Below are 13,813 nucleotides of genomic sequence, written 5' to 3'. Positions count from 1 at the left end.
TGCATAAATGTACTATAATGGTATCATTAAATCTTAGGAGCACTTCGATGATTAGAGAAAATCAAAAAGTACTTAACAGGGTATATTTACTCTGCGACATACTGATAATAATAATATCCTTTGTATATGCCTGGCTTATAAAGTTTGAAGTATTTCCACCTGAACATACCATGTGGTGGCCTTTAGTCCACTATATGAAATTTTTAATCTACCTGATACCTATCTACCTTGTAATATACTCATTTTCAGGAGTCTACACACCTATGAGGCAGATTAGATTAAGGTTTGAGATGTGGAACTTCTTTAAGGCTAATACCATAGCCATTCTTACTTTTCCTGTACTCCTGTATGTACTTAAGGAAAGTGATATTTCGCGTTCTTTCATTACTATATTTTATGGTGTAAATGTATTCTTTGGCTGGACCTTTCGTTTCTTTTTAAGAAAACTGCTTCATGCAGCGAGAAGAAAGGGCCTTAACCAGAAACATATGTTGATTGTTGGCTATAGTTCTGCAGCAGAAAGCTATATTGACAGGCTTATTTCCAATCCACAATGGGGATATACTATATTTGGAATTCTGGACGATGACAAGCAGGAGGGCTCAAAGTACCGCAATATAAAAGTTCTTGGAGCCATTTCGGACCTGGAAGAAATATGTGCTTCACACACCCTTGATGAAATTGCCATTACACTTAGACTTCGTGACTATCATAAGCTTGAACATATCGTGGCAGTATGCGAAAAAAGCGGGGTACACACTCAGTTTGTACCTGATTATAACAACGTTATTCCTACTACTGCACATACTGAGGATATAGATGGTCTTCCCGTAATCAATATCAGGAATGTGCCTCTTAGCAACTCATTTAACAAATTTATCAAGAGGGTTGTTGATATATTCGGGGCAGTATGCATGCTTATTGTATTTGGTATACCAATGCTTATTGTAAGCATACTTGTTAAGCTTACCTCGCCCGGCCCTCTTATCTTCAAGCAGGTAAGAGTAGGCCTGCACAACAAAGAGTTTAACATGTACAAGTTCCGCTCTATGAAGATACAGGACGCAGGAGCCGAAAAGAAGGCATGGACTACCAAAAATGATCCAAGGGTAACCTCAATAGGCAGTTTCATCAGAAAAACCAGTATTGATGAGCTTCCCCAGGTCTTTAATGTGCTTAAGGGGGACATGAGCCTTGTCGGCCCAAGACCTGAACGCCCTTTCTTCGTGGAGAAATTTCAAGAGGAGATTCCGCGCTACAATGTTAAGCATCAGGTACGTCCCGGCATAACCGGCTGGGCCCAGGTAAATGGTTTCAGAGGAGATACCTCCATAAGAAAAAGAATAGACTGTGACCTTTATTATATCGAGAACTGGACACTTGGGCTTGATTTTAAGATACTGTTTTTAACCTTCTTTAAGGGCTTTATCAATAAAAACGCTTATTAAAATACCAAAAATCCTCAAAAAGAGGCCGCCACGTAATACTTATATTATGTAGCAGCCTCTTTATTCCAGTCTGTTAACCTCTCCGAATGTTCTTATGTGGTGAGGCTCTTACTTCTTTTTAATTGCCTCCTCATACACTCTCATCGCAGACTTACCATCTAACCAATCATAGTATTTATCAAGAAACAACCTTCTACTAAGCCTGGTCTCATTGCTTTCGCTTCCCTCTATATCATTTACAATTATCCTTCCAAGTTCGGTCTCATCAGAAGGCAAAATACCTGGAAGCTCATTTCTATAGTCAAGGTAAAAACCTCTCCCATTCGTTTCAAAATCAAGTATATCATCAGCAAAAAAATACATCGGCTTATCAAGTACAACATAGTCAAAAATAATAGATGAATAATCTGTTATTAACCCATCAGAGACAACCATAAGTTCATTTAAGTCCTTATAGTCTGATATATTTATTACCCTGGCGGGTAAATCACTCCCCTTAAATGCCCTGCTCACAAAAGGATGAAGCTTAAGAAATATAAGATAATCGCAAGAAAGCGTCTCTGCAAGCTTTGATACATTCATATGGAGCTTTGGAGCATCCGTTTCATTGTCCCTAAAGGTTGGCGCATATAGGATTATCTTTTTGTCCTTCAAGCTGCCCACCATAAATTTTTCTATCTTTTCTCTTATGTCCCGGATTTTTTTAGCCCTGTTTTTATCAGACAAAAGTGTCAGGAGCCAATCAGTTCTTGGAAGCCCTGTAGCGTATACTTTTGATTCCGGTACGCCAAAAGCTCCGGCATATTCACGTACAAGCCCGGATGAATTAACAAAGAGACAGTCAATGTTTGCGTTATGTCTTCTTTCTAATTCCCTTAATCTCCCTGTATTGCTGTCCTGTCCGAACTTTTTGATGCTTCCTGTTCCATGCCAGAGCTGAAGCACCTTTGTTTCCTTTCTCACCTTAAAGAAGGACATAGGCATAAATGCGTTGTCCATAAGGATAATCTCTGCTCTACTCATTACAAACGGCAGTACAAAAAGGAGATGAAAATAAGCTCTCCTCTCTTCCTTAGCCACGTAGTAAAAGCTATATTTACCCACCTTGCTTAGATACTTGGTAAGAGTCCTGATATTTCCGCTTGGAGATTCATCATGTGTCATTATGGAGAACACAAAATTCTTTTTGATGGGAAGAATCGAACCAAACTTGTAGTTAAACGCAAACAAGGCATAGCTTAATTCTTTTATTTTCATCATTTGCCACTTCTTTAGTTTTGTTAAATATTTAAGATAAACTCATCCTGCTTTTTGTAGAATACAAAAAGACCAACAACCACACTTATAGCTGCGACTCCTACCGAATAATAAAGGCTCCATCTGTCGATGCTGCTGCCATAAATCGCATTTCTAAAGTTGGCTATGCAGGCGTATACAGGGTTATATGTAATAATCCAGCCGTAACCATTCTTAATAACCTTCGCAGGGTTATAGAAGATAGCTGATGAATACATTATAAGCATTAGCATTACATCCCACAGATACTCCAGGTCCCTGAAAAATACAGCCATGGTAGCAAGCACCATACCCACACCTATTGTCATAAACAAAAGTGTTATGAGAGGTATGATTGCAGCAAATATATGTTTTGTAGGATATACACCTAAAACCAGTGAAACAACCACCAGTACAGTAAGCGATATCATAAATATCAGATAGTTGGCTATGATTGAAGCAAATGGATATATGTATTTGGGTACATACACCTTCTTGATAATGGATGCATTACTCCTGATTGACTTGCAGGCCGCCTTTGTACCTGATGAGAAAAAGCTGTACAAAAGCCTTCCTGAAAGGACATATATAGGGAATGACCTGTCACTCTTGCCATAAAACCCGGAAAACACGACAGTTAAAACTATCATGGTTAAAAGTGGCTCAAGCAGAGTCCACAATATACCAAGATAAGAACGTCTGTATTTTAGCTTGATATCCTTCTTCACAAGTTCAAGCAGTAAAAATCTGAACTTTTTAAAATTCTTTATTACTCTAAGCACAAGCTTTCCTCCATATACAACTTATTCATGGTTCTTTCCTTCTTCATTCGTTACAGAAGATGACTCTCCTTCTTTTGACCCCTTTGATTCTTTTGATTCTTTTGTCTCACTCTTTTTGTCATCTGATTCAATGGCGGCACCGCTGGCTTCATCATTTGCATCTTCCCCTGTATTTTCCGATGCTCCTCCACTAATATCGGTTACCCTTATGGTAACAGCATTAGATGTCTCCACTTTTACACCGTCAATGTCTCTAAACTTGAGTATGTAAGAGTAATTACCCGCTTCCTTTGTATTGGATAAATCAATATACGGAGCTATGTCTGAAACTCCAATATCTTTTATTTTATCAGAAAGGCCACTCAAGGTAACAACTAACTTCTCTGTATTAACGAATTCATAATTAAATTTGTCTGATTTATTGTTAAGACTAATATCTGTTGGCAATACTTCAAGTTCTTTAGTTCCAAGCCTTACTATATTGCACTTAGCATTGATGGTTACATCCTTGTCAACAAGGTATATGCCGCTTTCCAAAAAGTCAGAAAGACTAATAGATTCCTCTACATCCGTTATCTTTCCTTCAACATCAAGAGGCACTCTAATACTTGAAATCCTTGAGAGCAGATTCTTATCACCTGCGACCAATACAGACTTTGGCTCATAGTCAATATCCTGAACAGAATATCCCTTATATGGTTCTCCGCTCGCTTCCACAATCACACTAATCCTCTTAGTCTTATACACCTTTACTGCAACACTTACAGGATTATCAGAAAACGTTAGGCTTCCTGTAGTTATTTCGTTGCCGTCAGAATCATAGGCCTTAGGAACACCCTTAACATTAAACGAACTTCCAGCACCATTTATGTCAGCAACCACCTTAACTGATGCAATTTTTTCTATAGAGTTCTTACCTCCGCTTACTGTTATGAGATTAGGCTTGGCGACGGCATCCCCTACAAAGTAGCCCTCCATCGCATTTCCTGACTTTTCAACCGTAACTGAAAACTGCTTGGTTACACGGTCTTCAAGCTTAACTTCAAGTAGCTTTGCACTGCCTATGATGGTTATCTCAACATTGTCCGACTTAGTACATACGACATCTATGTTGGCATGGTCTGTAGGTGAGAGCTTAGATACATCGGCAGTAGCCTTAAAATCAGATGCCTTAAGGTTCTTTATAAGGCTTGCGTTCGCTTTCACCTTTATGGTAATCGTGTCACCTTCAACGACTTCATATACCTTTCCCAAAGATGCTATGGAGTCCCCGTTAATAATGTCTACTCCTATGGTAAATGTCGTAGTTGCAGCGGGATCATATGTGTATACGACCAAAACCCATAGGATAATGGCTATGGCAATAGAGCCAAGCTTAAGTCCTATATTTTCTGTAAACAACTTCTTCATAATCACAATTCTCCATCCTGCTTATTGCGAAACAGATGTTTTTTAACCTTCTGCCATTTAAGCTTAGTTTCCTGTGCAAAAGCATCAAGCTTCTGAAGTTTTACAAGCTCAGACTTGAGCCTTCCACCATCAACATTTCTTAATATTCTACCATCTTGAGCTATAGAAACCTTTCCGGTCTCTTCAGAGACTATGATAGTTAAGCTATCTGTCACCTCACTTACTCCAACAGCGGCCCTATGTCTTGTGCCAAGCTCTTTGCTAAGAGAAAGATTAGGAGATAGTGGCAGGTAACAGGTAGCAGATACAATCCTATCCCCCCTCATGATAACTGCTCCATCATGAAGAGGTGTGTTATGCTCAAATATATTGATAAGCAACTGGCTGCTTACAACTGCATCTATAGGTATTCCGCTTTTTTCATACTCGGTAAGGCTCAAATCCTTTTCTATAACTATGAGAGCACCGGTTTTATTTCTTGCAAGTTCAAATGAAGCCTTCACTAACTCTTCTATCGTCTTATCAGAAAATCTGTCATTTTCATCGGAGTCTGTCAGACTTATAAACTTTGGAAATATGTTTCTTTTGCCCAGTTCTTCAAGTGCTCTTCTTAGTTCCGGCTGAAATAGTATTACAAATGCAATAATACCGACACTGATAGTATTCCGTATAATCCAGAGTATTACATCAAACTGCATGATAGCGGAAAACACAGAAAAGGCAAGTAATACCAGGAGTCCCTTAAACAAGGTCCAGGCTCTGGTATACTTTATCCATTTGATGATATTGTAAATCAAAAAAGCTAAAATAAGTATTTCTAGTACATCTGTAAACTTAAATGCCGGTAAGGTAAGCCACGTAAAATAATCGCTTATCGTTTCTACAATCGTTTCCATTTAACACTCATTCCTTATCTGTTTCGTTACCGTTTATCTTAAGAATATTCAAATTAGGTGATGTGACCGATAGCTTAGGCACTGCAGTAACATAATAAAAATAATCATCATCGTCAAACTGTAAATGCTCGACAGAGGTGTAGTCAAGAAGATACTTAAAGAACTGCACAACAAACGCAAATACGCCCGAAAGCATGGTACCTAAGAATACCCAAAGGACATCTGTTTTAACATCAAATATGAGGCCTCCTATTATCATTACCATAAGATTGACTATCATCCCTGCCAGTATTCCAAGTATATATGCATGTGATATAGCGAGCCTCCTGCATACATACGCTGCAAAGTATACGCAGATAGATGAAACTATGGTAAGTATCATAAGTTTATTCTCAATTAGAGATTTCATCACATAGATGTAAATCTGAAGGTTATCCTCTATCTGGGTATTTCCGGCAGACATTTTTACAGCTTCTTTTATCACATTAAATAACGTAGAGATAAAGACTCCCGGAACCATTGCAAATATAGCTATAGGATTGCCCGTAAGCCCAACTGCCATAGGTGTAAGGGCTTCCATATGGAAAAATGAAAGTACCGGGACTGCAATAATAAGCCCACTGTATTCAGGTGCAAAACGAACCAGCATAAAATAAAGGATAGCTATAATCAGCACAAATATAAGTGCAAGGAACATTGAGGCTGAGTATATGTGTATAGTCATTAAAAGTCCTGCCAAAAACACTGTTACCGCCATTGGTAAAAATGCCGATATAGCTGAAAACATAACAACTACAGATATTCCCGAGAATTTTTCGTTGTAGCCTAGATTATAGTTAATTAATAAAAATGTAATAAAGGCGGCAACGAAACGGAAAATAGGAACAATTGCTGCATTGTACTTCTTTACCACGCTTTTAATGCTGTCTCTAATTAGCAGAAGCTGTATCATTTACTCTCCTCCTCTGTCTCCTCTTCATCGTAAATCCTCTCCATCTGCGACAATAGTTTACGATACTTTACAAACTTTCTTCTGTTTTTACTGTATGTATAGGCAGAATATAGAAAAGTAAATACCAGATAAACCACCATAACCACCAGATATATCCCCAGCGTCTTAACTCCAATGTCCTTATAATCAAGTGAAGTCGCATTCTTAATGAGATATTCAAGATTATACATTATTATTAGAGCCAGTATCAAAGCATAACCTACAGTTACACTTGCACCGGTTTTTAGCAAATCCCATCTGATATGGTCATATCTAAAAAGGCTGATATCTCTAAGTGCCATCTTCCCCTCGGAAGACTTTTCAAACATAGCAAGCTTAGACATAAGACCCACCTTATTTTTAACTATCATATATTACCTCATTTTTTATTTATCTTCGAGTCTTTGCTGATAAAGATCAGCTATCTCCTGTGCGCTTCCATATGCCACAAGGTGCCCCTTATCAAGGAGTATAGCCTTGTTGCAAAGATCTAATACCTGATCTATAGAATGCGATACAAAAAGTACCGTAACATTGTTTTCAATCATCGACTTGATTTTATTGGTACTCTTTTTTCTAAACTTGGCATCACCAACAGAGAGAACCTCATCAAGTACCAGAATATCAGGCTCTACAATAGTTGCTATTGCAAATCCAAGCCTTGATTTCATACCTGAGGAATAGTTCTTAACGGGTACATCAATGAATTCTCCAAGCTCTGAAAACTTAACAATCTCATTATACTTTTCAGTTAAAAAAGCCTTAGAATGTCCAAGCATAGCACCATAAAGAAATATATTCTCTGTGCCCGTATACTGTTTATTAAACCCGGCACCCAGCTCCAAAAGAGGTGCAATATTACCCGATATCTTAACTTTTCCCTCTGTCGGCTTAAGTACTCCTGAGATAACCTTAAGAAGAGTACTTTTCCCGGCACCATTTAGTCCTACAAGGCCAACCCTGTCACCCTTTTCAATATTAAAAGAAATATCCTTGAGTGCCCAGAACTCCTTGTAGTTTAGCTGCCTTTTAAGCAGCTTAATCACATAGTCCTTAAGATCATCCACCTTTTCGGAGCTCATATTAAACTTCATTCCGACATTTTCTACTTCAATTGCGTATTTGCCCATTATCCATCCTTTTATCCAAAATTATTACTCTATAATCTGAAATATATAATCTAAAGGGTTATTTTACCACTATTTTGGTCAGGTAGCAAGCTACTTAACCAGCTCCCTTATTTTAATGCCTTCAGGTGTAATTGCAAGCCCTCCTCTGGCGGTTTCCTTGAATCTGGAGTTAAGGCTGTCACCAACGTCCTTCATTGCATCTATAATCTGATCAGGTGGAATCCTAACACTAATACCTGCAAGTGCTACATCAGCAGCAGAACAGGCATTCACAGCACCTATTACATTTCTTTTCACACAAGGTACCTCTACAAGTCCTGCAACAGGATCACATACAAGACCAAGAAGGTTCTGAATGGCCATCCCCGAAGCAGTTATCATCTGCATAGGACTTCCACCCTTGAGGTACACGAGGGCTGCTGCTCCCATGGCTGCCGCAGTACCCATCTCAGCCTGACATCCTCCTTCTGCACCTGATATAGAAGCCCTTCTTGCAACAACCTCTCCTACGCCTGCCGCCACAAATAGTGCCTTTACCATCTCATCGTCAGACACCTTATATTCATCATAAAAAGGTACCAACACAGCCGGAAGTACACCACAAGAGCCTGCTGTAGGCGCAGCCACTATCCTCTTCATACAGGCATTGGACTCTGAGGTCTCTATCGCAGCCTGTATAACCCTTCCCATATAGTCCCCGCAGATTGTGGTGTTGCTCTCCCTATAGGCCTGCATCTTATATCCATCGCCGCCCACAAGTCCACTCCTTGACTTAAGCTTAGGATCATAGTTCCTGGCTCCGTCTAATATTGCCTGCCACATTACCCGCATCTTTCCTATTTCTTCCTCTATGGTAATATCTGCATCTGCGGCATCTTCCCTTATAATTAAGTCCGGAAAAGAAATATTTTCTTTTTCGCAGACAGATACAATTTCTTCTAAAGAATCATACATAGGTTACTCTAAGCACTCCTTTCAGGTTCTCAACTTCTTTAATCAGTTCAGGTGACATCTTCTGATCCATTTCCACTATCATAACTGCAGTGCCGCCTCTTTTATTGCGGTAGAGCTGCATATTGGCTATATTAAATCCACTCCTTGACAAAGTCCCTGTAACTGCTGCCACATGACCGGGAGCGTCTATATTATTCACTATAAGGGTAGGAAGCACCCCTGAGAAATTGACCTCAATGCCATCTATCTTATTTACCTTAATTCTGCCTCCACCTATGGAAGCCGCCTGTACACAGACTTCCCTGCCTTTATCTCCTATAGCTGTAATTATCGCTGTATTGGGGTGGGCATCCTTGACCTCATTATTCTTAAACTCAAAGTCAAGCCCCATCTCTTTTGCCATTTCAAAGCTATCAGGTATCCTCATATCATCCGGTTCAAAACCCAAAAGACCCGCAACCAACGCTTTGTCAGTTCCATGTCCCTTGCCTGTTGCTGCAAATGAACCAGATAATATAATCTCTGCCTTTACCGGCTTTTCACCCAGCAGCTTGGCTGTGATAAGCCCTATTCTACAAGCTCCTGCTGTATGTGAGCTTGATGGACCAACCATAATAGGTCCAAGTATCTCAAAAACGCTCAATTCAATCCTCCTTCAGAAAGCCAAAAGGCTCTTCATCCTTTATAAAGTGCATAAGCATGTACGCTGTCATTATTGCAATTTTCTCTTCCTTTAGTATTCTTCTAACCTCATCCTTATCAGCTAAGATAATCTCAATTTCTTCGCTATCCTCCTGGTGTTCGTGGGAAGGTTCTCCATCACAATATCCAAATACTGTAGCACAGGATTCATCTGTCATCCCAATGGTTGTGAAAAACGGTCTGTTATAGCCATCAGGTACAGAAATAGGAGTAAATCTCATACCGGTTTCTTCGTATATCTCCCTTCCTGCCGCCTCAGAATAGTCTTCTCCCTCCTCAACCAGTCCTGCAGGAAATTCATAAATATAATCATTAATAGGATACCTATACTGTCTGATTAGCACAACTTTGTCCTTATCTTCTCCCGAAAGCGCATATATAATAACACCATCAGGATTGTTTTTTCCTGTTGTGATTTTTAAGCTGTCTATATCCTTTGCCCTAGAGGCAACAAAATACTTACCCTTTCTGCCTGATTTATGAATATTATCCAGTTCATAAATATTTAAGAACCTGTTATCCGTCTGTTTTTTTATGTTAGTTATCTTTCCCATAATGGTTCTCCTATAAGTTTAATCCATACATCTCCATATTATAACATTTTTTCTTTAAACAGAAAAGAGGCAGTACCAAAAGGTACTGCCTGAAATACAATTTTATTTACATATAGTCAACTACATTTACCCAACGGCTAAGGAGTCCTACTTCCTCCTTATTTCCCTTTACTGACTGTGATGCGGCAACGATAGGGAGCCACTTCTGTACATACTGCTTAGCTGTGTCTGTTCTTTCGCAGAAGAGATTCAGGTACTTGTCAGCAAATTCCTCTTTTCCGTTAAGATAGAACAGCAAGTATGTTCTTGCTACATCAGCGGATGCATTGCCCTGTGTAGCATGTGCCCAGTCAATGATATAAACATCATCATTTGCGGTAACAATGATATTGCTTGGGTTGAAATCTCCGTGGCATAGCTTGTCGTGACGCTTCATTGCATCAAGCCTTGAATGTAAATCATACCTTGTTGTAGCGTCAAAGCTTGAATCGGATATTTTCTTATAAAACTTATCATACTGCCTGTTAAGCATTGGAGCCTTTCTTGAGTGAACATCCGCCTGAATAGCAATAAATCTTTCAAGAAATTCATCCTGCTTCTCAGGGTGCTCATTCATAAGCTGCTCGAAAGTCTTGCCCTCGATATAATCAAGCACGATAGCTGTCTTTCCATCAATCTCAGTCACTCCATGTAATTTAGGTATATTTAATCCTGTCTCCATAACCCTTGCCTGATTGAGTGCCTCATTGAGGATATCAGCCATAGAGTACTGAGCATCAAACAACTTAATTACCTTATTACCATCTCTGTAAACTGTTTTTCCCGGACGCTTCACAAGAACATTCTCAAGTTTCATAATATAAACCTCCCCATTTACATTAAACTGCTTCGTTATTGTTGCCATAGTAAGCATTGAGGTACATCTGCCTCATTTCACTAATAAGCGGATATCTTGGGTTGCAGCCTGTACACTGGTCATCAAATGCTTTCTCTGTCATATCATCAAGAGTAGCAAGGAAATCTTCTTCTTTTATACCATAATCCTTGATACTTCTCTTAATGCCGATTTTATCCTGAAGTTCTCTGATTCCCGCAATAAGCTTTTCTACACTGTCAGCATCGTTTTTACCCTTAAATCCCAAAGCCTCTGCAACCTCTGCATACTTTCTCTGTGTCTTAGGGTATTGATACTGAGGGAAAGTTCCCATCTTGGTAGGTACTTCGGAGGCGTTAAAGCGGATAACCTGCTCCATCATAAGTGCATTTGCAATACCATGTGGTATATGATGGAATGCACCAAGCTTATGTGCCATTGAGTGCATTATACCAAGGAATGCATTTGCAAATGCCATACCTGCCATACAAGCAGCATGTCCTACCTTCTCTCTTGCTTCAGGGTCATTTGGTCCGTTATCATAAGCCCTTGGAAGATATTCAAAAATCATCTGCAGGGACTGTTTTGCTAAACCATCTGTGAAATCTGTAGCCATAACCGATACAAGAGCCTCAAGGTTATGTGAAACAGCATCTATACCTGAGGATGAGGTAAGCCCCTTAGGAGCATTCATCATCATATCTGCATCTATTATAGCCATGTTTGGAAGTAATGCATAGTCTGCAAGAGGATACTTGTTACCGGTTACTTCATCAGTAATAACTGCAAAAGGTGTGACCTCCGAGCCTGTACCGGCAGAAGTAGGTACGGCAATAAAGTAAGCCTTCTCACCCATCTTAGGGAAGGTATATACCCTCTTTCTAATATCCATAAAACGCATAGCCATATCATAGAAGTCAACTTCAGGATGTTCATATAGTACCCACATAATCTTAGCAGCATCCATAGCAGAACCGCCACCAATTGCTATGATACAATCAGGCTCAAAGCTTCTCATAAGTTCTGCACCTTTTTTAGCTGAATTCAGTGTAGGATCAGGAGCTACGTCTGAGAAAGTCTGATGTACTATGCCTAACTGGTCTAACTTATCTGAAACAGTCTTGGTATAGCCATTCTGGAAAAGGAAAGTATCTGTTACTATAAATACCTTCTTTTTATTCATTACATCCCTTAATTCTTCAAGTGCTACAGGGAGACATCCCTTCTTGAAGTAAACCTTTTCAGGTGCTCTAAACCAAAGCATATTTTCTCTCCTCTCGGCTACATTCTTGATATTTAACAACTGCTTGATTCCTACATTTTCGGAAACTGAGTTGCCTCCCCAAGAACCACATCCAAGTGTAAGAGATGGAGTGAGCATGAAGTTATATATATCTCCGATACCTCCCTGTGAAGCAGGTGTATTGACTAAGATACGGCAGGTCTTCATGCGCTCACCAAACTCTGCTATCTTTTCTCTTTCGGTAACTGAGTTAACATAGAGAGAAGAAGTATGTCCGTAACCACCATCTGCAATCAATCTTTCTGCTTTGCTTAGAGCATCTGCAAAATCTTTTGACTTATACATAGCAAGTACCGGTGAAAGCTTCTCATGTGCAAACTCTTCGCTAAGTTCAACACTTGTAACCTCTCCTATAAGAATCTTGGTTGCAGGGTCTACCTTAACTCCTGCAAGTTCAGCTATTGTAGCAGCTTTCTGACCAACTATCTTAGCATTCAGAGCGCCATTTATAATTATCGTCTTACGAACTTTTTCAATCTCATCCTTCTTAAGGAAGTAGCAGCCTCTTCTCTTAAATTCAGCCTTAACTGCATCATATATCTTTGCATCTACAATCACCGACTGCTCAGAAGCACAAATCATACCATTATCAAAGGTCTTTGAATGGATGATCGAGTTGACTGCCATAAGGATATCGGCTGACTCATCAATAATAGCAGGGGTATTACCGGCACCAACACCGAGTGCAGGCTTTCCTGATGAATAAGCACTCTTAACCATTGCAGGACCACCTGTAGCAAGGATACAGTCACATTCTTTCATAACCAGATTGGTCATCTCCAGACTAGGAACATCTATCCAGTCAATGATTCCTTCAGGAGCACCTGCCTTTACAGCAGCCTCAAGCACTACCCTTGCTGCTTCTGCAGTACATTTCTTTGCTCGTGGATGCGGGCTTATGATAATACCATTTCTGGTCTTAAGTGCTATAAGTGTCTTAAATATAGCAGTTGAAGTAGGATTGGTGGTAGGAATAACTGCCGCAAGTATACCAAGAGGCTCTGCAACTCTGGCAAATCCATACTCTTTATCTTCATCAATAACACCACAGGTCTTAGAGTTCTTATATTTGTTATAAATATACTCTGCGGCATAGTTATTCTTGATAACCTTGTCTTCCACGATACCCATGCCTGTCTCTTCGACCGCCATTTTAGCAAGAGGAAGTCTCTGCTGATTGGCAGCAGTTGCGGCTGCAAAGAAAATCTTATCTACCTGCTCCTGTGAATAGGTAGAAAACTCTTCTTGTGCTGCACGAAGCTTCTTAAGAGCCTTCTCAAGCGATTCAACACTGTCAATGATGTCACGAGTCTTTTTTTCCATCGTAATTCTCCCTTCAATCTGCCGGTTTACCGGTGTGTATTTTTTAGGATAAAACAGCCTTGTTATTTTTTTAACTAGCTTGTTAAAATTTTATCATTCTTTCTTTAATCTGTCAATCTCTTTTTCTAATATACCACGAAACTCTTACACTTTCCAGCATTAAAACAATAA

General features: G+C 39.5%; 13 protein-coding genes. 1 reads left to right on the top strand and 12 read right to left on the bottom strand.

Annotation, left to right across the window (positions count from 1 at the left end):
• The first annotated feature begins 47 nt into the window (after positions 1 to 47).
• The gene (locus tag JJN12_RS04815) at positions 48 to 1,448 is read left to right on the top strand and encodes an undecaprenyl-phosphate glucose phosphotransferase (protein WP_208428615.1); all 1,401 of its coding nucleotides are present in this window, start codon (positions 48 to 50) and stop codon (positions 1,446 to 1,448) included.
• 108 nt (positions 1,449 to 1,556) lie between these two features.
• Here JJN12_RS04815 and JJN12_RS04810 read toward each other — a convergent pair whose 3' ends face one another.
• The 12 genes from JJN12_RS04810 to adhE all read right to left on the bottom strand — a co-directional run bounded on the left by JJN12_RS04810 (position 1,557) and on the right by adhE (position 13,642).
• Positions 1,557 to 2,708: a CDP-glycerol glycerophosphotransferase family protein gene (locus JJN12_RS04810; protein ID WP_208428614.1), complete on the bottom strand. Its 1,152-nt coding sequence runs from the start codon at positions 2,706 to 2,708 to the stop codon at positions 1,557 to 1,559.
• A gap of 20 nt (positions 2,709 to 2,728) precedes the next feature.
• Positions 2,729 to 3,505: an ABC transporter permease gene (locus JJN12_RS04805; RefSeq protein ID WP_208428613.1), complete on the bottom strand. Its 777-nt coding sequence runs from the start codon at positions 3,503 to 3,505 to the stop codon at positions 2,729 to 2,731.
• A gap of 21 nt (positions 3,506 to 3,526) precedes the next feature.
• Positions 3,527 to 4,915: a CdaR family protein gene (locus tag JJN12_RS04800; protein ID WP_208428612.1), complete on the bottom strand. Its 1,389-nt coding sequence runs from the start codon at positions 4,913 to 4,915 to the stop codon at positions 3,527 to 3,529.
• A 2-nt stretch (positions 4,916 to 4,917) separates the two neighbouring features.
• Entirely contained in the window at positions 4,918 to 5,811 is an 894-nt protein-coding gene (cdaA, locus tag JJN12_RS04795; RefSeq protein WP_208428611.1) for a diadenylate cyclase CdaA, read from the bottom strand.
• Between the two features lie 7 nt (positions 5,812 to 5,818).
• Positions 5,819 to 6,763: a hypothetical protein gene (locus JJN12_RS04790; RefSeq protein WP_208428610.1), complete on the bottom strand. Its 945-nt coding sequence runs from the start codon at positions 6,761 to 6,763 to the stop codon at positions 5,819 to 5,821.
• A complete protein-coding gene (locus JJN12_RS04785; protein ID WP_208428609.1) occupies positions 6,760 to 7,173 on the bottom strand; it encodes a hypothetical protein in 414 nt (137 codons plus the stop codon). Before JJN12_RS04785 ends, JJN12_RS04790 begins: the two co-directional genes overlap by 4 nt.
• 15 nt (positions 7,174 to 7,188) lie before the next feature.
• Positions 7,189 to 7,932 (bottom strand): ABC transporter ATP-binding protein, encoded by a 744-nt coding sequence (locus JJN12_RS04780; RefSeq protein ID WP_208428608.1) that lies wholly within the window; start codon positions 7,930 to 7,932, stop codon positions 7,189 to 7,191.
• A gap of 90 nt (positions 7,933 to 8,022) precedes the next feature.
• Positions 8,023 to 8,886, bottom strand: a complete 864-nt coding sequence (sdaAA, locus tag JJN12_RS04775; protein WP_208428607.1) for an L-serine ammonia-lyase, iron-sulfur-dependent, subunit alpha — start codon at positions 8,884 to 8,886, stop codon at positions 8,023 to 8,025.
• Positions 8,879 to 9,529, bottom strand: coding sequence for an L-serine ammonia-lyase, iron-sulfur-dependent subunit beta (sdaAB, locus tag JJN12_RS04770; RefSeq protein ID WP_208428606.1), 651 nt, complete (start codon positions 9,527 to 9,529; stop codon positions 8,879 to 8,881). Before sdaAB ends, sdaAA begins: the two co-directional genes overlap by 8 nt.
• 1 nt (position 9,530) lies before the next feature.
• Entirely contained in the window at positions 9,531 to 10,142 is a 612-nt protein-coding gene (locus JJN12_RS04765; protein WP_208428605.1) for an NUDIX hydrolase, read from the bottom strand.
• Between the two features lie 106 nt (positions 10,143 to 10,248).
• On the bottom strand, positions 10,249 to 10,998 hold the full coding sequence (locus JJN12_RS04760) for a phosphotransferase family protein (protein ID WP_208428604.1): 750 nt from the start codon (positions 10,996 to 10,998) through the stop codon (positions 10,249 to 10,251).
• A 22-nt stretch (positions 10,999 to 11,020) separates the two neighbouring features.
• Positions 11,021 to 13,642, bottom strand: a complete 2,622-nt coding sequence (gene adhE / locus JJN12_RS04755; protein WP_208428603.1) for a bifunctional acetaldehyde-CoA/alcohol dehydrogenase — start codon at positions 13,640 to 13,642, stop codon at positions 11,021 to 11,023.
• Between the last annotated feature and the right edge of the window lie 171 nt (positions 13,643 to 13,813).

It is taken from the genome of Catonella massiliensis (genome assembly GCF_016651435.1).
GTDB lineage: Bacteria > Bacillota > Clostridia > Lachnospirales > Lachnospiraceae > Catonella > Catonella massiliensis.
The sequence above is the reverse complement of the archived record's forward strand: the minus strand, read 5'-3'. Positions and strand labels throughout refer to the sequence as shown.